At 67.9% G+C, this 21,100-nt stretch carries 12 protein-coding genes and 1 pseudogene; 7 read left to right on the forward strand and 6 right to left on the reverse strand.

The annotated features are described in order from the left end of the window. Nucleotides 1–50: 50 nt before the first annotated feature. Nucleotides 51–467 carry an NADH:ubiquinone oxidoreductase subunit NDUFA12 gene (locus FVE89_RS19330; protein WP_202130917.1) on the reverse strand — a complete coding sequence of 139 codons (417 nt, stop codon included), beginning with the start codon at nucleotides 465–467 and terminating at the stop codon, nucleotides 51–53. A gap of 512 nt (nucleotides 468–979) precedes the next feature. Here FVE89_RS19330 and FVE89_RS19335 point away from each other — a divergent pair. The 3 genes from FVE89_RS19335 to FVE89_RS19345 all read left to right on the forward strand — a co-directional run bounded on the left by FVE89_RS19335 (nucleotide 980) and on the right by FVE89_RS19345 (nucleotide 8,449). Further along, complete coding sequence (locus FVE89_RS19335; RefSeq protein ID WP_160535786.1) at nucleotides 980–5,920, forward strand: vitamin B12-dependent ribonucleotide reductase; 4,941 nt, start codon at nucleotides 980–982, stop codon at nucleotides 5,918–5,920. Nucleotides 5,921–6,098: 178 nt separating this feature from the next. Beyond that, on the forward strand, nucleotides 6,099–7,172 hold the full coding sequence (locus FVE89_RS19340; RefSeq protein WP_160535788.1) for a catalase family protein: 1,074 nt from the start codon (nucleotides 6,099–6,101) through the stop codon (nucleotides 7,170–7,172). 77 nt (nucleotides 7,173–7,249) lie between these two features. After that, nucleotides 7,250–8,449: an L-dopachrome tautomerase-related protein gene (locus FVE89_RS19345; RefSeq protein WP_160535791.1), complete on the forward strand. Its 1,200-nt coding sequence runs from the start codon at nucleotides 7,250–7,252 to the stop codon at nucleotides 8,447–8,449. Between the two features lie 10 nt (nucleotides 8,450–8,459). Here FVE89_RS19345 and FVE89_RS19350 read toward each other — a convergent pair whose 3' ends face one another. After that, nucleotides 8,460–10,028 carry an alpha/beta hydrolase domain-containing protein gene (locus FVE89_RS19350; protein WP_160535793.1) on the reverse strand — a complete coding sequence of 523 codons (1,569 nt, stop codon included), beginning with the start codon at nucleotides 10,026–10,028 and terminating at the stop codon, nucleotides 8,460–8,462. A 701-nt stretch (nucleotides 10,029–10,729) separates the two neighbouring features. Between FVE89_RS19350 and FVE89_RS19355 the strand changes: the two genes are divergently transcribed. Then, nucleotides 10,730–10,933, forward strand: coding sequence for a hypothetical protein (locus FVE89_RS19355; RefSeq protein WP_160535795.1), 204 nt, complete (start codon nucleotides 10,730–10,732; stop codon nucleotides 10,931–10,933). Between the two features lie 12 nt (nucleotides 10,934–10,945). Here the strand turns inward: FVE89_RS19355 and FVE89_RS19360 are convergent, their stop codons facing one another. The 3 genes from FVE89_RS19360 to FVE89_RS19370 are packed head-to-tail and all read right to left on the reverse strand — an operon-like array spanning nucleotide 10,946 to nucleotide 15,848. Next, entirely contained in the window at nucleotides 10,946–12,292 is a 1,347-nt protein-coding gene (locus FVE89_RS19360) for an NCS2 family permease (RefSeq protein WP_160535797.1), read from the reverse strand. Next, nucleotides 12,283–15,027, reverse strand: a complete 2,745-nt coding sequence (locus tag FVE89_RS19365) for a molybdopterin cofactor-binding domain-containing protein (RefSeq protein WP_160535798.1) — start codon at nucleotides 15,025–15,027, stop codon at nucleotides 12,283–12,285. The genes FVE89_RS19360 and FVE89_RS19365 overlap by 10 nt, the downstream gene beginning before the upstream one ends. Next, the gene (locus tag FVE89_RS19370) at nucleotides 15,018–15,848 is read right to left on the reverse strand and encodes an FAD binding domain-containing protein (protein WP_160535800.1); all 831 of its coding nucleotides are present in this window, start codon (nucleotides 15,846–15,848) and stop codon (nucleotides 15,018–15,020) included. Before FVE89_RS19370 ends, FVE89_RS19365 begins: the two co-directional genes overlap by 10 nt. A gap of 147 nt (nucleotides 15,849–15,995) precedes the next feature. Between FVE89_RS19370 and pucL the strand changes: the two are divergent. Together pucL and FVE89_RS19380 are read left to right on the forward strand one after the other, a co-directional pair. Next, a pseudogene (pucL, locus tag FVE89_RS19375) lies at nucleotides 15,996–16,772 on the forward strand (factor-independent urate hydroxylase). Nucleotides 16,773–17,165: 393 nt separating this feature from the next. Then, nucleotides 17,166–18,566, forward strand: coding sequence for a PAS domain-containing methyl-accepting chemotaxis protein (locus tag FVE89_RS19380; RefSeq protein ID WP_246731026.1), 1,401 nt, complete (start codon nucleotides 17,166–17,168; stop codon nucleotides 18,564–18,566). Nucleotides 18,567–18,624: 58 nt separating this feature from the next. On the opposite strand, the gene FVE89_RS19385 is transcribed toward FVE89_RS19380, so the two are convergent. Further along, the gene (locus FVE89_RS19385; protein ID WP_160535804.1) at nucleotides 18,625–19,344 is read right to left on the reverse strand and encodes an HWE histidine kinase domain-containing protein; all 720 of its coding nucleotides are present in this window, start codon (nucleotides 19,342–19,344) and stop codon (nucleotides 18,625–18,627) included. A 538-nt stretch (nucleotides 19,345–19,882) separates the two neighbouring features. Here FVE89_RS19385 and FVE89_RS19390 point away from each other — a divergent pair. Then, entirely contained in the window at nucleotides 19,883–21,043 is a 1,161-nt protein-coding gene (locus FVE89_RS19390; protein WP_160535806.1) for a glycosyltransferase, read from the forward strand. Nucleotides 21,044–21,100 lie beyond the last annotated feature (57 nt).

Raw genomic sequence — 21,100 nt, forward strand, 5'->3', positions numbered from 1 at the left:
CACCGGAACGGTGGCGGCAAAAGGGCGTCTGAGCCGCCCTGCAGCTGGTGTTACTCGCCCGGCGTCCAGGAGACGTAGTCGCCGGTCGCCGCCGGCCGCTGGCCCCAGGAGAGCTGCGAGCCCTGCGGCCGGTAGGCGTTGGGCGTACCGGTCTGGTTCTCGATATACGGCTTCTGCCACGCGCGGGGCTGATAGTTCTCCTCGCTCGGGGCGACGTCGACGTTGTGGCACAGCCAGCCGCGCCAGCCGGGGGGCACCTTCGAGGCGTCGGCATAGCCGTTATAGACCACCCAGCGGCGCTCGGATCCGACCGAGCGATCGATCAGCGCACCTTCCGCCTTGTAATACTTGTTCCCGTACTCGTCCTCGCCGACGAAGATGCCGCTTCGTGCGGTCTGGAGCGCGAGGGAAACGGTCTGACCGTTCCACCACGTGAAGACGCGCAGCAGAGTATCCTTCAGCGCCATCGTCGGTCCCAGAATCGTATCGCGCCGCGCGGGCGCCGTTCGGCGTTCTTATGGTGACCGAGCGCGCGCGAGTCCAGTCACGGGAGCCCTGTGTCGCCGGCGGGCAACGTGTGTTGCGCGGTTCGTCACACCACAACTTGTCGGGACCGATCCGCCCAACCGAGGGCTGTGAATCGAAAATAATCCCGATCCGAATCCGGAAAGCCGGAAGGGCACTTATCCCGGGCCGCCGGAATATCCACAGGATTATGCGAGCCGGCACAAGATCTAGCGGGGAACCGAGTCGGCACACACCACTTGTTGACGAGAGAGCAGAGGCGGCGTTATCGTCCCGGCATCGGTCGCGCCCCGGAGTGGCGCATTGGGCAGGGGCGACCGGTTCACGAATTCATAAGCGGACCCGGGGCGCGCTCAACATCTGGGCGTGGTCGGATCCGCATCCCACAATCGGGCAGAGACTCCGCGCCGCGCGGAGCCGGGACACGTGCGTCCCGACGGGAGAGGTGTGTTTCATGCGGTTCGAGCGTCGCTACACCACGGCCGGACAATCGCCCTATGCGGGCATCCCGTTCCGGAAGGCGCTGAGCGAGATCCGCAACCCGGACGGGTCGGTGGTGTTCCGTCTCGACGGCATCGACGTGCCCGAGAGCTGGAGCCAGGTGGCGAGCGACGTGCTCGCGCAGAAGTACTTCCGCAAGGCGGGCGTGCCGGCGCGGCTGCGCAAGGTCGAGGAGAACGCGGTCCCGTCCTTCCTGTGGCGCTCGGTGCCGGACGAGGCGGCGCTCGCCGAGCTTCCCGAGGATGAGCGCTTCGTCTCGGAATCCTCCGCCACGCAGGTGTTCGACCGGCTCGCGGGCTGCTGGACCTACTGGGGCTGGAAGGGCGGCTACTTCTCGTCGGAGGAAGACGCCTCGGCCTTCATGGACGAGCTGCGCTTCATGCTCGCCCGCCAGATGGTGGCGCCGAACTCGCCGCAATGGTTCAACACCGGCCTGCACTGGGCCTACGGCATCGATGGCCCGAGCCAGGGCCACTATTACTGCGACCCGCAGACCGGCGTGCTGACCAAGTCGGCCTCGGCCTACGAGCACCCGCAGCCGCATGCGTGCTTCCCGGCCGGGGCGCTGGTAACAACCGAGGACGGCTTCAAGCCGATCGAGACCATCGTCGTCGGCGACCGCGTGGTCACGCATCGCGGCCGCGTCCGCACCGTCACCGGTACGATGGAACGCACGGTCGGCGAGGATCTCGTACGGATCGATCTGCGGGGCCATGCGGGCGATCCGATCGTCTGCACGTCCAATCACCCGATCCTGGCCATTCGTGACGCGGCCGGCGCCGTCCGTAGCCGGCGGGCGGGTCGAGGCGCGCTCAAGCCCGACTGGGTTGCTGCCGGAGACTTGACCAGCCGCGACGCCGTCGTCGCCTCCTTCCCTGAGGAGCCCGAGAGCCGAATTCCGTCATTCGATCTCGGCGCCTACCTGCCGCCCGCTTCCAAGTTTTCCTCGGTCCGGTTGGAGGACGACGCGATCCTGTCGACGGGACCGGACGGCGTGGGGACGTTGAGTCTCAAGCGCCACGTCCTGGCCGACGACCCGGCCTTCGGGCGCCTCGTCGGACATTGGATCGGCGACGGCAGTCTGATCCAGGACACGCGCTCGGGTGCCCTCTGCGGCGTCCACTTCGTGTTCAACAAATCCGAGACCGAGTATGTCGCCGACGTACAGGCCCTGATGAAGGAATTCTTCGGCCTGGAGGCGCGACAGGAGCTGACGGAAAGCCAGCAGACTGTCGTGCTTCGGTACGGCCGGACCGCACTGGCGCGTTGGTTCGAGGCGCATTGCGGTCGCTACAGCCACGGGAAGTTCATCCCGGCTTTCGCCTACACGCTGCCGCGGGCGCACAGGCTTGAGCTTCTGGTCGGCCTCTGGCGCTCCGACGGATGTTCAGGGCGCTCGGGCAACGATCATTACCTGCACTTCGACTTCACCAACCGCATCCTCGCGCACGGCGTCGTGCGCCTGCTGCGGAGCATCGGCGCCGACCCGATCCTGTCCGGAGGCCGCATCGTCCCGGGCGGTTCCCGGCCGCACTATCGCGTCTCCGTCATGTCGGACGGCGCACCGGATCTCGCGGTTCTGACAGGCGTCCCGATCCGGTCCGATGTCGCCCGCCTGCGTCGCTCCAATCGGTACGGCGATGTAATCGCGCACCGGGTTCTGCGCGTGGCGTCCGTGCCTTTCTCGGGCTCCGTGTTCAACTTCCAGGTGGCGGAGGACGAGTCCTACGTCGTGAACGGCTTGGCCGTGCACAACTGCTTCATCCAGTCGGTCCAGGACGATCTCGTCAACGAGGGCGGCATCATGGACCTGTGGGTGCGCGAGGCGCGCCTGTTCAAGTACGGCTCGGGCACCGGCTCCAACTTCTCGCAGCTGCGCGCCGAGAACGAGAAGCTCGGCGGCGGCGGCAAGTCGTCGGGCCTGATGAGCTTCCTCAAGATCGGCGACCGGGCGGCCGGTGCGATCAAGTCGGGCGGCACCACGCGCCGCGCCGCCAAGATGGTGATCGTCGACATCGACCATCCGGATATCGAGGCCTTCATCGACTGGAAGGTGAAAGAGGAGCAGAAGGTCGCCGCCCTGGTGACCGGCTCGAAGGTCGTCTCCAAGCACCTGAACCTGGTGATGAAGGCCTGCACGCAGTGCGAGGCGGAAGGGGATGCCTGCTTCGATCCGGAGCGCAACCCCGCCCTCAAGCGTGAGATCAAGGCCGCCCGCCGCGCCTCGGTGCCGGACGCCTACATCAAGCGCGTGGTCCAGTTCGCCCGCCAGGGTTTCACCAAGATCGACTTCCCCGTCTACGACACCGACTGGGATTCGGAGGCGTACCTCACGGTCGCCGGCCAGAACTCCAACAACTCGGTCTCGCTGACCGACGACTTCCTGCGCGCCGTCGAGGCGGATGCCGACTGGCAGCTCACCGCCCGCACCACCGGCAAGGTCACCAAGACCCTGAAGGCCCGCGACCTGTGGGAGCGGATCGGCGAGGCGGCCTGGGCCTCGGCCGATCCGGGCCTGCACTTCAACACCACGATGAACGACTGGCACACCTGCCCGGCGGGCGGGCGGATCCGGGCCTCGAACCCGTGCTCCGAGTACATGTTCCTCGATGACACCGCCTGCAATCTCGCCTCGGCGAACCTGCTGACGCTGTACGACCGGGCGACGAAGCGCTTCGACGTGGAGGCGTTCGAGCATCTCAACCGCCTCTGGACGGTGGTGCTCGAGATCTCCGTGATGATGGCGCAGTTCCCGTCGAAGGAGATCGCGGAACTCTCCTACCGCTACAGGACGCTGGGCCTCGGCTACGCCAATATCGGCGGCCTGCTGATGACCATGGGCCTACCTTACGATTCCGACGCGGGCCGGGCTCTGGCCGGTGCGCTCACCGCGATCATGACCGGCATCGCCTACGCCACCTCGGCCGAGATGGCCGCGGAACTCGGCACCTTCCCGGCCTACGAGGAGAATGCCGACGCGATGCTGCGGGTCATCCGCAACCATCGCCGGGCGGCCCACGGCGAAACCGAGGGTTACGAGTTCCTGAACGTCGCGCCGGTCGCCCTCGACCACGCCAACATCCCGCAGGCGGACCTTGGCGACCACGCCCGGGCCGCCTGGGACCGGGCGCTGAAGCTCGGCGAGGAGCACGGCTACCGCAACGCCCAGGCCACCGTGATCGCGCCGACCGGTACGATCGGCCTCGTGATGGATTGCGACACCACCGGCATCGAGCCCGACTTCGCCCTGGTGAAGTTCAAGAAGCTCGCGGGCGGCGGCTACTTCAAGATCATCAACCAGGCCGCTCCCGACGCCCTGCGGGCGCTCGGCTACCGCGAATCCGAGATCGCCGAGATCGAGGCCTACGCGGTCGGCCATGGCTCGATGGGGCAGGCGCCGGGCATCAACCCGACGACCCTGCGCGCCAAGGGCTTCACCGACGACAAGATCGCCGCGGTCGAGAAGGGGCTCAAGTCGGCCTTCGACATCAAGTTCGTGTTCAACCGCTGGACGCTCGGCGACGACTTCCTCACCCAGACCCTGAAGGTCCCGGCGGAAAAGCTGTCGGACCCGAGCTTCGAGCTGCTGCCGTTCCTCGGCTTCTCCAAGAAGGAGATCGAGGCCGCCAACACCCATATCTGCGGGGCGATGACGCTGGAGGGCGCGCCCTTCCTCAAGGTCGAGCACTACCCGGTCTTCGACTGCGCCAACCCCTGCGGCCGGATCGGCAAGCGCTACCTGTCGGTCGAGAGCCACATCCGCATGATGGCGGCGGCGCAGCCCTTCATCTCGGGGGCGATCTCCAAGACCATCAACATGCCCAACGACGCCACGGTGGAGGATTGCAAGGCGGCCTACCTGCTGTCCTGGCGCCTCGCCCTCAAGGCGAACGCCCTCTACCGCGACGGCTCGAAGCTGTCGCAGCCGCTCAACGCTGCGCTCATCTCGGACGAGGACGACGAGGCTGATGAGGGGATCGAGGCGCTGATCCAGGCCCCGGCCGCCGCCAAGGCCGCCGCGGCCGCGGAGAAGATCGTCGAGCGGGTGATCGAGCGCGTCGAGCGGATCCGCTCCCGCGAGAAGCTGCCGGCCCGCCGGAAGGGCTACACCCAGAAGGCGGTGGTGGGCGGCCACAAGGTCTACCTGCGCACCGGCGAGTACGACGACGGCCGCCTCGGCGAAATCTTCATCGACATGCACAAGGAGGGCGCGACCTTCCGCAGCCTGATGAACAATTTCGCCATCGCGATCTCGCTCGGCCTCCAGTACGGCGTGCCGCTGGAGGAATACGTGGAGGCCTTCACCTTCACGCGGTTCGAGCCGGCCGGCTTCGTGCAGGGCAACGACGCGATCAAGAACGCGACCTCGCTCCTCGACTACGTGTTCCGCGAGCTGGCTGTCTCCTATCTCGGCCGCGCCGACCTCGCCCATGTCAGCCCCGCCGAGATCGGCGGCACGGTGATCGGCGGCGGCGAGAGCGGCGACACGACCCGCGAGGGTCCGAAGCCGGCGCCGGCCTCCTCGGTGGTCTCCCGCGGCCTGCTGCGCGGCTCGGCCGACCGGCTCACCCTGATCCAGGGCGGCCCGGCCGGCGGAAGCCTCGGCGTCGGCGCGGCGAGCGCCGGCCAGTCGGCCCCGGCCGGCGGCACGGTCCACGCGATCCGCGGCAGCACGGCGCTGAAGGCGGAGCCGGCGGCGGCCGGTCAGGCCGACACGATCGCCGACACCCTCCCCTTCGCCAAGGCGGAGCGGAGCGTCGCCGACCGCCGCGCCGAGGCGAAGATGAAGGGCTATGTCGGCGAGGCCTGCCCGGAATGCGCGAACTTCACGCTTGTCCGGAACGGGACTTGCCTGAAATGCGACACCTGCGGGTCCACGACCGGCTGCTCGTAGCCGCACCGTCGCCGCGTCAGCATCATCGACGCGGTGTCGCTCCTGCGGCGCCGCGTCGAACCGCGTTCGAAGTCGAGCGACAATGCTCGAGGTCGATGCCGCGCAATTAAATGTCGCACAATTCGGAACGTCGGGTCCGGTCCGCAGTTCAGTCCTCGCTTAACGGCGGAGACGAACCTTGCAAGCACCCGTTCGCTACAACCCCACCGTCGAGAACGTCCTGCCCGACGAGGGCGAGACCATCACGGAACTGTGCCAGACCTTCGACACGATCCTGCAGCGCGTCGCCGACGATTCCGGCCACGCCGTCCGGTCGGTCCATGCCAAGGCCCACGGCATCCTCGAAGGCGTGATGCGCATCGAGGACGGCCTGCCGCCGGAATTCGCCCAGGGCCTGTTCGCCCGGCCCGGCGAGCACAAGGTCTATATGCGGCTATCGACCAACGCGGGCGATATCCTGCCCGATGCCATCTCGCTGCCGCGCGGGCTCGCCCTGAAAGTGCTCGATGCCCCCGGTGAGCGCCTGCCGGACGCCGAGGGGACGACGCAGGACTTCATCATGGTCAATGGCCCGGTCTTCCAGGCACCGAATGCCCGGAAATTCCTGGGCAGCCTGAAGCTGCTCGCGGCCACCACCGACCGGGCCGAAGGGCTGAAGGTTGCCGCCTCGACCGTGCTGCGCGGCGTCAACAAGGCGCTTCAGGCCGTCGGCGTGGAGAGCGCGGCCATCAACGCCCTCGGGGGGGCGCCGAATGTCGATCCCCTCGGCGAGATCTACTACAGCGTCACCCCGTTCCGTTACGGCGACTACATCGCCAAGTTCTCGCTCCGGCCGCTCTCGCCCGGGCTGACCGCCCGCACCGGCACCGAAATCGACGCGTCCGGCCGGCCCGATGCGATCCGCGAGACCGTCCGCTCCGAGATGGCCGGTACCGAGGGCGTGTGGGAGTTCCGGGTGCAGCTCTGCCGCGACCTGGAGCGCCAGCCGGTCGAGGATCCGACCGTCGCCTGGGACGAGGCCGAGGCGCCCTTCCAGCGGGTGGCGACCGTCACGGTCCGACCGCAGGACAGCTGGGACCCGGCGCGGGTTCAGGCGGTGGACGAGGGAATGCGCTTCAGCGTCTGGACCGGCCTCGCTGCGCACCGGCCGCTGGGCAACATCAACCGCGCCCGCAACGCCGCCTACCGGCATTCGGCCGCGTTCCGCGAACGCTTCAACGGCTGTCCGATCCACGAGCCGGCGGCACGCTGAAGCCGACCTCGCCGGGACCCAAGGGACCCCGGCTTCCCCCTGATCTGTTGGCCCCTGAATCACTGGGAGTATGCGCCATGAAGTTCCCCGTCGGTTTTCGTCCCGGCCTCGCCCTCGCGCTGCTGTCCGGCACGGCGCTCCTGCCGGTGCCCGCCTCGGCGCAGCAATCCTCCGGCCAAGGCACGCTCACACAGGTGGCGCGCTTCGACCATCAGGTGACGGGCATAACCGTGAGCAAGGACGGGCGCATCTTCGTGAATTTCCCCCGCTGGAGCGAGGATGCCCCGGTCTCGGTCGCCGAGCTGAAGGACGGCAAGCCCGTGCCCTTCCCGAATGAGGACTGGAACAGCTGGCGCAACGCGAAATCCGACACCATCGACCCCAAGACCCACTTCGTCTGCGTCCAGAGCGTCGTGACCGATCAGCAGGACAGGCTCTGGGTGGTCGACGCGGCCGCGCCCGCCATGGCGCATGTCATCAAGGACGGACCCAAGCTCGTCGGCATCGACCTGAAGACCAACACGGTGGTGAAGACCATCCCGTTCGACACCAGCACTGTCCTGCAGGCCTCCTACATCAACGATGTGCGCATCGCGCCAGACGGGAAGACCGCCTACCTGACCGATTCCGGCGCCGAGGGCGCGCTGATCGTCGTGGATCTCGACAGCGGCTCGGCCAAGCGCGTGCTCTCCGGCCACACCTCGACCATGCCGGACAAGAGCGTGACGGTTCAGTATGACGGCAAGCCGCTGCGCCGCCCCGACGGGCGCGGCGTGGAATTCTCGGCGGACGGCATCGCCCTCTCGCCCGACGGCAAGACGCTGTATTGGCAGGCGATCAAGGGCAAGACGCTCTACAGCCTGCCGACCGACGCGCTCACCGGCTGGGCCACCTCGTCCTTCGTGCCCGAGATGCTGAGCGACCGGACGCTGAGTGGCAAGATCACGACCGTCGGCGAGAATGGCCCCGCCGACGGCCTGCTGATCGCCCGCAAGGACGGGCGGATGTACGTGACCTCGCCGCAGGACAACGCCGTGAAGGTGCGCGACCTGTCGCAGACGGGATCGAGCCTCACCACCCTGGTCCAGGATCCGCGGCTGCGCTGGCCCGACACGTTCAGCGAGGGGCCGGACGGCACGATCTACGTGACGACCTCGCACATCCAGGATTCGGCCGATTACAAGCCCGGCGCGCCGATCAGCCTGCCGACGGAGCTGTGGGCAATCAAGTCCGGCCCGGGCGACGTCACGGGCTCGACCGGCGGCGCGGCGCGCTGAAGCGCGATGCTCAACGCGGCGGCGCGGTCTCCGCATGGTGGCCGAACAGCGGGGTCTCGGCGGCCGCATTGACGATCACCGCGACATCGGCCGGCAGCAGAAAGCCCTCCGCCTGGGCGGCGCGGGCCGCCGTGCGGACGCGGTTCTCGTAATCCTGCCGGCTGGTGTAGCGCTCGGCCAGTGACGGAAGGCCGGTGTCGTTCCCGTCGCGGCTGCGCGCGAACGGCTGATAGGTCCCGACCAGCGAGCAGGTGAATTTGGCGAGCGGCGCGTTCTGGCCGCCGTAGACGCCCAGCGGGACTGCGATATCGGGCAGCCGCACGCCGCCGATCGGGTTTCCGTCCGCGTCGCGCTGGGGAACCTGCACGATCGCGTCCGGAAGCGCTTTCGGCGCCTGCAGGACGTTCGGATCCCCGGGGGCGGGCTGCAGCGGCATCAGCCGCGTCGCGGGCGGCGGCGCGTTGCGCGCCACCCAATCGTCCAGCCGCTCGAGCGTCGCCCGGGCGACGGGCGCCCAGTCGAGCCGACCGGGCGGGCGCGTGCAGCTCTCCGTCTTGACCACGGTAACGTGCGAGGCGCCGGCGACGTCGTACATCCGCACATTGGCGGGCAGAGGGAGGTCCGCGGTGCCGTGCGCGCCTGTCCGGCCGAGCGACGCACGCAGCGAGGCGTAATCCACCGTCGAATTGAGCAGCATCATCTTGGGCGGCACTTCCCCGCGCGCCTCGACCGTCTTGACGATCTCGCCGATCGTCAACGGACCGTCATTCACGCCCGGGAATTCGGGATCGGCGAAATTGGGTGTCTTGTCGCCGCTCGAAAGAGGCCCGGTGCCGGATTGCAGGATCGGCAGCAAGCCGGCGCCCGACACGAAGACGTGCAGGCCGTCGAACACCCGCCGCCCCTCTGCGACGTTGAAGCCGTGCAGCAGAAAGGTCTTCAGGAACCGGCCGTCCTGGGATTTGCCGGTGGCGAGCGTCCGGTTGATGGTCCCGGCGAGCGGGTTGCGCGTCCCCGCGGCATCGGCCGCCGCGTGGGCGAGGAAATCCGCCGTGTCGCGCACGATGGCGAAGCCGACACCCTCGACGAAGCGCCGCTTCCCATCCGCATCGGTGAAGGCCGGCAGCTCCGCCCCGCGGCCGAGTTCCCAATAGACCTCGGCCACCGCATAGCCGCGATCCTCCAGGAAGCCGGTGCCGGGCTCAAGGTTGCCCGATTGCATCGGGAGGGTGCGGGGGCTGTTGTAGAGCGCGTTCGCGTAGGCGTTCCCGCGATTTGGCACGTCGATCAGGAGCGCGCCGTTGCCGGCGGCGGGATCGGCCGGGACGAACAGGATGATGCGCGCCGCGTAGGCGACCTTGCCGTCCGGGGTGCGCTCGGCCTTGTCGAGGTCGGGGATGCCGCCCGCATCGGGCGCAAGTTCCCCATGCACCGTTCCGTCGAGCCGGAGGTAATCTCCCGCCGCGAACGTGCCGTAGGGGTGTCGGTCCGTGATTTCGAGGCGGGTCACCGCGGCCCGCGCGGCGCTCCCGCACAAGGCGAAGGCGATCAGCGTGGCCGCGCTCAGAAGGCGTTCCATGGCGATTCCCGTGCCGGTCCGGCCTCCTCCGAGCCGGATCTCACCGCGACCATCGCCGCGGCCGCCCGCCTGCGCAAGCGAAGGGAGAGGCTACGCCGTAACGTCTGGTTGTTCGTCGTCCCCGATCGCCCTGCCGACGATGCGACGCCAGCCGACCCGGTGACCGTCGTTCGGCGCGGATCGCATCGTGCTCAAGGATGCGGCGCGGGCGAGAAGCGGGCGGGCTCCGGCCCGTGGATACTCCGCGGCAGGATACGGCTGCCCTTCGCGCTCAGGAACCAGAGACCCGCCGTCCCGTCACCGGACCGTCTGGGCCGGACCAGCCCCCGCGCGAGAAGGGAGCGCACGGTGCGCATTTCCCAGGGGCCGGGCGACGGCAGGGCGCCCTCGCGCTCCAATCGGCGCAGCATTATCTGCTGCGCCGGGGTAAGGGCGCGCCAAGCCGGGGACAGTTCAGACTCTGCCATGACAGATTGGAACTAATCCAATGTGCGGCGCGCTGACAAGACGAATGGCCGCGCGCCTCGCTGCGAAGTGATAGACTTACGGCTTGGGCCATCAGGGCAGCCTCGGTCGGGCTGAGTCTCACCGCCGAGCAGCCTCACGGATCGCCCTGACGCAGGGAAGAGCGGCTTCGCCGCGTCTTCCCCGCTCTGCAGGATGGGAACGGTGATGCGGAAGGCGATCCTGACCGTCAGGGAGTGCCGAAAGCGCGTCATACCCCGGAACGGCGCCGCCTGCTCAACACCCTAGCCCATATGGGCGCGCTCGCCATCGCCCGGGGCTTCGTCGAGGCGAAGGGCGGCACCGTTACGGCGGCGAATTGGGGCGATCGCAGGGGAGCCTGCTTCACCATGACCCCGCCGGTTCCCAACCGGGTCGCGCTGCAAGTCATCGCGGCCTGATCGGCCCGGCCGTCAATGCGCTCCCCCGACGAACACGAACTTGAACAGGAAGATCGCGGCGATCACCCACACCACCGGCTTCACCTCCCGCGCCCGGCCGGTGAGGAGCTTGAGCGCCGCGTAGGTGATGAAGCCGCAGGAGACCCCGGTGGCGATCGAGTAGGTGAACGGCATGAGCAGCGCGGTCACGCAGGCCGGGATCACCTCGGTGCGATCGTCCCAGTCGAGATCGGCCAGGTCGCGCAGCATCAGGCAGGCGACGTAGAACAGGGCCGGTGCGGTCGCGTAGGGTGGCACCGCCGCCGCCAGCGGGGCGAAGAACAGGCAGGCCAGGAACAGGGCCGCCACCGTCACGGCGGTGAGCCCGGTCCTTCCCCCCTCCTCCACCCCGGAGGCGCTCTCGAGATACGCGGTGGTGCTCGACGTTCCGAGCAGCGAGCCCGCGAAGACCGAGACGGAATCGGCCATCAGCGCCCGGTCGAGGCGACGCATTCGGCCCTCCGTGAGCAGACCCGCGCGGTTGGCTACGCCCATCAGCGTACCGGTGGCGTCGAACAGCTCGACCAGGAACAGGACGAGGATCACGTTCAGCAGACCGCCCGAAAGCGCGCCCGGGATATCGAGCGCGAACAGCGTCGGGGCGATGGAGGGCGGCAGAGAGACGAGGCCCTGGAAACTGTTGCCCGCCACGGCGAAGCTGAGGACGGTGACCGCGAGGATGCTGGACAGCAGCGCCGCCCGTACCTTTCGGGCCGATAGAACGGCGACCATGAGAAAGCCGATCACCGCCAGCACGACCGCGGGCTTGTGCAGGTCGCCGAGGGTGACGAAGGTCGCCGGGCTCGCCGCGACGACACCGGCATTCCTCAGGGCGATGATCGCCAGGAACAGCCCGATCCCCGCCGTGATCGCGATGCGCATGGAGGGCGGGATTCCATCGACGATGATCGCCCGCAAGCCGGTCAGCGTGACGATCAGGAAGCACAGGCCGGAGATGAACACTGCCCCGAGGGCGGCCGGCCAGGAAAAGCCGAGGCCCTGCACCACCACGTAGGTGAAATAGGCGTTGAGCCCCATCCCGGGCGCGAGGGCGATCGGATAATTGGCGTAGAGCCCCATGATCGCCGAGCCGAGAGCCGCCACGAGGCAGGTCGCCACGAACACGGCGCCCCGGGGCATGCCGGCATCGGCCAGGATGCTGGGGTTGACGAAGACGATGTAGGCCATCGTCAGGAAGGTGGTCAGACCCGCCAGCAGCTCGGTGCGGACGGTGGTGCCGTGCTCGGCGAGCCGGAAGGTGCGTTCCAGAAGGCCGCCTGGGTTTGGCGCGGGCGAGACCGCGCCTCGCTTCATGTCCATGCCGCGTCCTCGCTCAGGCATGTCGCGACGGCCCGATAGATCCGGTCCGGCGCGAACGGCGTCGCCGTGAGCCGCGCCCCGGTGGCGTCGCGGATCGCGTTTCCGAGCGCCGCCGCGACCGGATTGTAGGGCGATTCGCTCATCGACTTCGCGCCCAGCGGCCCGACGCTATCGTACGTCTCGGCGAAGAGGACCTGCGTGTCCGGGACATCGGCGCAGGCGGGGACGTGGTAATCGCGGAAGACCTGCGTGACGACCCGGCCCTCGCCGTCGATGCGGACATCCTCGTAGAGCGCGGCGCCGATCGCCTGCGCGACGCCGCCCTCCACTTGGCCGCGGCACTGCATCGGGTTGATGACGCGGCCGGCATCGGCGGCGTGGATGCTGCGCAGGATGCGCACTTCCCCGGTCTGCGGCCGGACGGCCACCCGGAAGGCCTGGACGTTGAACGACACCGAGCGCGGGCTGCCGTCGGCGCGTCCATCGGCTTCGAGCGGTCCGAGCGCGGCGAGCGCGAGCGGGCCGTGCGGGGTCTCGACCGCGTCGCCGGTTAACCGGCACGCCTCGGCCGCCGAGCCGGACAATTCGGCCGCGCGCGCAAGGATTTGCTCCGCCAGAGCCTCGGCGGCCCGCAGAACCGCGAGGCCGCCAACTACGGTGCCGGTGCTGCCATAGGCGCCCGTGTCGTGGCCGACCGCGTCCGTGTCGGCGCCGAGGATCCGGACGCGTTCGGGATCGGCGCGCAACGAAGAGGCCGCGATCTGGCGATGCACCGTGATCGTCCCATTGCCGAACTCGGCGGTGCCGACCCTGACGGTGTAGCTGCCGTCCGCCTCCAGGGCCGCCCGGGCATCGGCGAAGTGGCCGCGGGGCGGGATCGTGTCGATCATCGCCATCGCCATGCCGGTGCCGGCGCGCCAGCCGGGCTCCGGCTCGGGCCCGGGGTCGGATCGCAGGGCCGCCTCCACCAGATCCAGGCACTGGTCGAGTCCGTAGCTGCCGAACACCACGTCGTGCGGCTCCAGGCTGTTCGACACCATGGCGTCGCCCGGCCTTACGGCGTTGCGGCGACGCAGGCTGAACGGATCCAGGTCGAGACGCCGGGCGACCTCGTCCAGGGCGGATTCGAGGGCGAAGACCGTCTGGCTCAGACCGTATCCCCGGAAGGCGCCGGCCGGCACCGTATGGGTGTAGACCGCGCGTCCCGCGACGCGCTTGTTCGGGCAGGCATAGGCGGCCAGCACCTCGTTGCAGCCGTGGTGGATCACCCCGCCCGCATGGTTGCCGTAGGCGCCCGTATCGGAGAGCACGGCGAGGTCGATGGCAGTGAGCGTCCCGTCCCGGCGGGCGCCGACCGTAACCGTGACCCGCATCGGGTGGCGCGTCGTGGTCGCGGTGAACTGCTCCTGCCGGGTCAGCTCCCAGCGCACCGGGCGGCCGGTTCGCAGCACCGCCAGGGCAACGAGGTCTTCGGTCAGCATCTCCTGCTTGCCGCCGAACCCGCCGCCGACCCGACCGCAGACGACGCGCACGGCGTCCTGCTCCAGGCCGAACAGGTCGCACAGGGCGTCGCGCGTGAGGAACGGCACCTGGCTGCTGGTGCGCAGCGTCAGGCGGCCGTCAGCATCGCGCCAGCCGATGCAGCCATGGGTCTCCAGAGCCGCGTGCTGGACGCGCTGGGACAGGAACGTCTCCGTGTAGACGATGTCGGCGGCGGCAAGCCCCGCCGCGACGTCGCCGATCTCGCCATGGACCTCCGCGGCAAGGTTCGGGTGACGCCCGAGCGGCGGCGCGTCGGCGCCGGGTGGTTCGCCGCGTTCGTGGACCCGCGGGGCATCCGCTTCGAGGGCGCGCGCCGGATCGAGCAGGGGGGGCCGAACCTCATAGGTCACGCGCAGCGCCCGGCAGCCGGCCTCGGCGGCCGCCTCGGTCTCGGCGACCACCGCGGCGACCCGCTGGCCGACGAAGCGCAGGATCGGATCGAGCACGCGCGTATCGGCGGCATCGTCCCGGGGGTCCTGGTGGCGGCCGGTCGAGAAGCGGCGGGCCGGAGCATCCGCGTGGGTGAGGATGGCGACGACGCCGGGAATCGCCGCCGCCGCGGACACGTCGATCGCCACGATGCGGGCATGGGCGTGCGGCGAGCGCAGGACTTTGAGGTGGAGGGCTTCCCCGGGTGGGAGGTCGAGGGTGAAAGGCGCCCGTCCGGAAACCACGAGCGGCGCCGCCGGTGCAGGCACGTTCCGCCCCACGGGATCGCCGCCCGCCCCTACGCCCGCCGCATGGCCGACCCCCGCGATCGCGTCCCGGATTGCGCGATAGCCGGTGCAGCGGCAGAGGTTGCCCTTCAACGCGGTGCCGAGGTCCCGCCGCTGACCCTGGTCGAGGGCGGCCGCGGTCATGATCATGCCCGGCGTGCAGAAGCCGCACTGGAAACCCTGCGCGGCCAGGAACGCGGCCTGCATCGGATGCAGCGCCCGAGGCGCATCCTCGCCCGTCCGGCATGGGCCGGCGAGCCCCTCGATGGTGGTCACGCTCCGGCCCTCGGCGCGGAAGGCCGGGATCAGGCAGCTATGCACTGGCTCGCCATCGAGATGGATCGTGCAGGCGCCGCAATCGCCCGCATCACAGCCTTTCTTGACGCCGAACCACCCGGCCTCGCGCAGGTAGGTGCGCAGGCATTGGCCGGGCCGCGGCTCGGCCTCGTGTGCGGTTCCGTTGATCGTCAGATGCATGATCCGCCCTCTCCCAGGGCGTCGCGGATCTCCCGGGCGAGGAGACCGGTGACGTGGCGCCGCCAGTCGGGACGGCCATGAACGTCATCGTGGTAGAGGGCGTCGGGGATCGCGGCGGCGATGGCCTGGGCCAGGGCCGCATCGTCGGGCAGGCCGTCGAAGGCGAGGCGGATCGGCCGGCGAACCGCGGCCGTCACGGTGAGCGCGACGGCGCCGCTGGCCTCCAGCGTACCGATCAGGAGCGCCCCGGATCGGCCGGCCGGGCTCAGGCTGATGCGCCGGAACGCCGTCCGCCGCATCAGAGCCTCCGTCGGGATGTGCAGGCCGCGCAGGATCTCGCCGGGGCGCAGGGCGTTGCGCCGGGGACCGAGCACGAAATCCATCGCGGGCAGATCCCGCTCGGCCCCATCCGCCGACCAGATCGTGCAACGCGCGTCCAGCGCCGCAGCCAGCGCGGTCATCGGCCCGGCCGGAAGGGCGAGGCAGAGATTGCCGCCCACGGTCGCGGTGTTCCAGATCTTGAACGAGCCGAGAAGCGCGCGGCAGCACTGCCCGATCAGAGGCGCTGCGCTCCAGGCGGGCGGGAGATCGAGCCGGTCGAGCTGCGCGAAGGTGCAGGTCGCCGCGAGCGTCAGGCCGTCCGGTCCGATCGCGTGCGGCGACCATCCGAGACTCGTCAAGTCGACAAGGCGGCGCGTCGTGAGCTGCGGCTCGGAGAACAGCCACGTCCCGCCCGCGAGGCAGGCATCGCCGTCCTGCCAGGACGGCAGCTGCGATCGGCTTCGCGGCCGGAGAACGGTCTCGACGGTGTTGAGATCCATATGGCTCGCTATCCGGCAGGGGGATTCGAGCGACGCACTATGCGTGCCGGTCCGCGGACCCGGTCAAGTCGAGGCACGGCCGGCCAGGCTTGGGACCTCGGGGATCGCGTCCTAAGCTCCGCCCGACCCCTCCAACCGGCGATCACCATGCCGCTGACGGCCGCGCGCTTCGGAAAGGAGCGCGTTCGGGTGATGCGGCTCGCCCGCGACGGCGACAACCGGGCCTGCATCGCGACCGACAGCGTGAAGAACATCGTCAACGTGACGGCGGCCCGGAATCTCACGCTCGACGCGGAATCGTTCGTCGGTACGGTGGCGCGCGTGCTCCTCGAAACCTATCCGCAGGTCGCTTCGGTCTCGATCGAGGCCGAAGAGACGCGGTGGCTGCGCCACGCCGTCGATGGTCTGCCGCATGGTCAAACCTTCACCCGCGACGGGAACGGCTTCGGCCTCGTGGCCGATCGCGCCGGATCGACCCTCCGCTCGGGTCTGCGCGGCTTCACCTTCATGAAGACCACGCAGTGCGGCTGGACCGGATTCGTCGATGACCCGTACCGCACCCTGCCCGCGATACGACCGACCGGATCGCCGCCACCAGCGCGGACGCCGCCTGGTCCTGGTCGGCGAAGCCGGCCGATTACGGGATTGTGAACACCCGCATCCTCGCGATCCTGCTGCGGGTATGTGGCACCACCTGAAGCCGGGGCATCCAGGACAGCCTGTACCGGATGGGCGAGGCCGCGCTCGCCGAGGTCCCGGAACTGGCCGACATCGCCTTCGTGATGCCGAACAAGCATGATGCCGAACAAGCATGATGTGCCGACCGATCTGAGACCGTTCGGTCTCGACCACGGCGGCGCCGTTTTCCTGCCGACCGACGAGCCGTATCGCCGGATCGAGACGACGATCGGCCGTCGCGACTGACCGTCTGCGAGGCACGACGGTGCCCGGATCACCGGAGCCAGCCAGGTACGCTCTGCGACAGGGTCGGGAGCGACGCAATCATAAGGCGAACTTGCATCAAAGATGCTCGTGATGCGCGAAGATCAAGAGTCGATCTGTGCTCCCTTAACTCGGATGTAAGAGCTGCGGATCATAGGGAATGCTTACGCATCGGGCATCCATGCGCGGCGCATTGCAAAACAGATCAATTCTGCGCCGCGTGATCAGGCTCGATTTCGGTGTGGACGCGCTTGGCGGGTGGGCGCGTCTTCCTGATCCTCGGAGAGAACCATGTTTGCGCGCCTGGCCAGACGGCGGGATCAGCGTGCCAAGCTCGCGGCCTTGAGCCGCTCGCTGGCGACGATCGAATTCGCGTTGAACGGCACCATCCTGGATGCCAACCCGAATTTCCTGGCCGCCATGGGCTACAGCCTCAACGAGATCCGGGGCCGCCATCACAGCCTGTTCGTGGAGCCCGCGTTCCGGGAGAGTGCGGCCTATCTGCAGTTCTGGGAATGCCTTCGGCGCGGCGAATACCAGACGGCCGAGTATAAGCGCATCGCCAAAGGCGGCCGCGAGGTCTGGATCCAAGCCACCTACAATCCCGTCTTCAACGCCGCCGGCAAGCCGACCAAGATCGTCAAATTCGCCACCGACATCACGGCCGAGAAGTTGCTCGCGCTGGATCTCGAAGGGCAGATCCAGGCCCTGCACCGCTCGCAGGCCGTCATCGCCTTCTCACTCGACGGCACGATCGTGAGCGCCAACCAAAACTTTCTGGGGGCGGTCGGGTACCGGCTCGATGAGATCGTGGGCCGTCACCACAGCCTGTTCGTCAGCGAAGCCGAACGTTCGAGCGAGGCGTATCGCGCGTTCTGGGCGGCGCTCGGACGCGCGGAATTCCAGTCCGGCGCATTCAAGCGCGTGGCCAAGGGCGGCCGCGAAATCTGGATTCAGGCGACCTACAATCCGATCACCGACGGGGAGGGGCGACCGATCCGCGTCGTGAAGTTCGCGACCGACATCACCGCTCAGGTGAAGGAGCGCGAGCGACGGGCAGAGGTCCAGAAGGCGGTCGCCACCGAACTCGATGCGATCGGTGGCGCTGTCGAGGAGGTGAGCCAGCAGACGCGCGATGCGGCCAAAACCGTGGGCCGCGTCTCGGATGATATCCGGTCGGTGGCGACCGGTTCGGAGCAACTGGCGTTCTCGGTGAACGAGATCAGCCAGCAGGTGAGTCACGCGGCCGGCGTCGCCGGGCAGGCCGTCGAGCAGGCACAGCGCACGGGCCAGATCGTCTCCGGCCTGAGCGACCAGGCGACGCAGATCGGGGCCGTGGTCGGACTGATCTCCGGCATCGCCGCCCAGACCAACCTCCTCGCGTTGAACGCCACGATCGAGGCGGCGCGCGCCGGCGAAGCCGGGCGCGGCTTCGCCATCGTCGCCAGCGAGGTGAAGACCCTGGCGCTTCAGACCGGACGCGCCACCGATGAGATCCGCGAGCAGATCGCCGCGACGCAGTCGACGACCCGCGAAGCCGTGGTCGCGATCGGTACCATCCGGGACACGATCGAAACGTTGAACGCCGTTTCGTCGGCGATCGCATCGGCGGTGGAAGAGCAATCCGTGGTGACCCGGGAAATGTCGAGCAGCTTGCAGACCGCTTACGGTGGCGTGGCTGCGATCACCTCGGGCATGAATACGATCGCCGAAGCGAGCACGCGCCTCGACCAAGCGACCCGCCACGTGCGGGAGGCGTCACGATCGATGGGCTGAGATCCCGGCTCCGTGCGGGACCCCTGATCTCGGCGGCGGGAACCGGCCGGAGATCGGGTCAGTTCGCCTCACCGGTCTCGTTCGCGCCGCCCTCGTCGATGACACGGCCGATCCGCGGTACGAGCGGGAGACGCATCGTGCATCGCAAGCCGTCTGTTTCAAAGGCGAGGTCGATCCGGGCATTCAGCTCATAGCGCAGCATGTCGTTCAGCACCTGCATGCCGAAGCCTTGTCGCGCCGGTCGGGCCACATCTTTGCCGCCCGTCTCCTTCCAGATCAGCGTCAGATCGCCCGGTTGCCCGGTGGAGCGGTCATCGACCGCCCAGATGACCTCGACCTTGCCTTCGGACAATCCGAAGGCGCCGTGTTCGATTGCGTTGCTGCAGAGTTCATGCACGGCCAGCGCCATGACCTGCCCGGCTTTGGGCCGGAGACGGATCGTTGGACCCGCCAGTTCCGCCTGATCGCCCTCGCGGATCAGATGGACCATCAGTTCGTCCGAGATCAGCGAGTGCAGGTTGATCTCGCCCGATATGTCCAGGCCGATCCGCGCGCGGGCGATCGCATCGAGGCGACCTTCCAGATGGGTCGCATAGCTCTCGACGCTCTCCGCGGTGTCGGCAGAGAGGCGCAGCACCGCGCGCAGCATCGCCATCGTGTCGCGCAGGCTATGACGGAGCCCGTCCGGCATCCCGCGCGCATCCAGAAGATGCCTCAGCCGCGCGTTGTCGGCCTCGAGCGCGTCCACGCGCGCGTCGCCCCCTTGATTCTGTGCCATGCAGGCCTTCTCCGGGCGAAAAGCCGCGATGATGCGTCTGGCTCCAGACACGAGCGTGATGCCTGCACGACCATCACGTGTTCAAAATATACGGTCAACCACATCCCGCCGATCAATCGGCCACCTGTGACCTGCGGGCGGTGCGACGTTTTTGACATTCCGGTCTCGGCCGGGGCGGACCGTCCGGCCTCGCCCTGCGAGTGCCTGATCGTGGGGTTCGCGGTTCATGGGAGCACCGCTCAGGATTTCGCCCCGGCTCCGGCATCGCTGCCCGAAGGAAAAGTGCGCCGTCCTCGCCGCTTCGCGATTCGTCTTATGCAGACGAGAATCCCAATCTGAGGCTTAATTTTTTATATTTGTACCACTATTTCGAGATACTCGAGATTACATACTTGAAAATACAACTAGATTTAGGCAAATCAGCTAATTGAACGCCGATCGTTGAGAAAAAGAATTTTGCCAAAAGCGAACGCTTGAGGTAAGGGGCCAGTTTAAATCTGCTCGATGTCATGTCGTTGCAGGAACAGGTTGTCGGATCATGAAGTCGCCCAAACAGACGATCTGCTTATCGATGATTGTCAAGAACGAGGCCCACGTCATCCGGCGCTGCCTCGACACGGTCAGACCAGTTATCGATCATTGGGTGATCGTCGATACCGGTTCCACGGACGGAACCCAGGATATCATCCGTTCCGCGCTGGCGGATATGCCCGGTTCGCTGGTGGAACGGCCTTGGGTCGATTTCGCCCATAACCGGAGCGAGGCGCTGCGCCTAGCCCGCCCGCATGCGACTTACACGCTGATTATCGATGCCGACGACGAACTGGTCATCCCGGCCGGCTTCACGATGCCGAAGCTCGATGCCCCGGCTTACAACTTCACGATCCTGGACAGCTTCACGCGCTACCCGCGCACGCAGTTGGTCAGCAACGCGTATCCCTGGCGCTATCGCGGCGTCCTGCATGAATTCATTGATTGCCCGGGGGCACCCTGGCGAAGTTCTCTGCCTCTGGCGATGCGACGCGGGGAAGACGGCGCCCGGCATCTCGATACCAAAACCTACGCGCGTGATGCCGTGATCCTGGAGAAGGCCCTGGAAACGGAGACGGATCCATTTCTCATTGCCCGGTACACGTTCTATCTGGCGCAAAGCTATCGAGACACCAGCGACTATAGCAACGCATTGAAATATTATTTGAAACGGGCCGAGCTCGGATACTGGGATGAGGAAGTTTATATCAGTCTGCTCAGCGCTGCCTACATCATGGAAGCCGCGGACGACTCCGTCGAAAGCGTTTTAGCCGTGTATGACCGCGCGATCGCGACGCGGCCGGAACGCGCCGAGGCGCGCCATGGGGCGAGCCGCTTCTGCCGGCGGAAGCGCAGGTTCGTCGAAGGGTTCTACTACGCCGAGGCTGGGCTACCTCCGAAGATGGCGAGTGATGGCCTTTTCACCCAGGTCTGGATCTATCAGTACGGTCTGCAAGATGAATTCGCGGTCAGCGCTTTCAACACGAGCCAATACCGCGCTTGTCTAGGGGCTTGCCTCGACATTCTTGCGAAGCCGGATGTGCCTGACGATGTGCGCACGCGCATTTCGAAATTGGCGCGTGAAGCGCTCGGGAAGATGGTGGATCCGATCTGGGGATTCGCCAAATCATCCTATCAGACGCAGTTCATGCCGCTCTGGCAATTCTGATCGCCACGCCGGCCCCGATTCTCGCGTCGACGTACGGGGCCGCCGCGGAATGGAGCC

The sequence above is a fragment of the Methylobacterium sp. 2A genome (assembly GCF_009806555.1).
GTDB lineage: Bacteria > Pseudomonadota > Alphaproteobacteria > Rhizobiales > Beijerinckiaceae > Methylobacterium.

What these genes read in the sequence shown, in the direction of transcription:
- FVE89_RS19330 (WP_202130917.1), bottom strand. Translation starts at nt 467, where the DNA reads ATGGCGCTGAAGGATACTCTGCTGCGCGTCTTCACGTGGTGGAACGGT.
- FVE89_RS19335 (WP_160535786.1), top strand. Translation starts at nt 980, where the DNA reads ATGCGGTTCGAGCGTCGCTACACCACGGCCGGACAATCGCCCTATGCG.
- FVE89_RS19345 (WP_160535791.1), top strand. Translation starts at nt 7,250, where the DNA reads ATGAAGTTCCCCGTCGGTTTTCGTCCCGGCCTCGCCCTCGCGCTGCTG.
- FVE89_RS19350 (WP_160535793.1), bottom strand. Translation starts at nt 10,028, where the DNA reads ATGGAACGCCTTCTGAGCGCGGCCACGCTGATCGCCTTCGCCTTGTGC.
- FVE89_RS19360 (WP_160535797.1), bottom strand. Translation starts at nt 12,292, where the DNA reads ATGGACATGAAGCGAGGCGCGGTCTCGCCCGCGCCAAACCCAGGCGGC.
- FVE89_RS19365 (WP_160535798.1), bottom strand. Translation starts at nt 15,027, where the DNA reads ATGCATCTGACGATCAACGGAACCGCACACGAGGCCGAGCCGCGGCCC.
- FVE89_RS19370 (WP_160535800.1), bottom strand. Translation starts at nt 15,848, where the DNA reads ATGGATCTCAACACCGTCGAGACCGTTCTCCGGCCGCGAAGCCGATCG.
- FVE89_RS19385 (WP_160535804.1), bottom strand. Translation starts at nt 19,344, where the DNA reads ATGGCACAGAATCAAGGGGGCGACGCGCGCGTGGACGCGCTCGAGGCC.
- FVE89_RS19390 (WP_160535806.1), top strand. Translation starts at nt 19,883, where the DNA reads ATGAAGTCGCCCAAACAGACGATCTGCTTATCGATGATTGTCAAGAAC.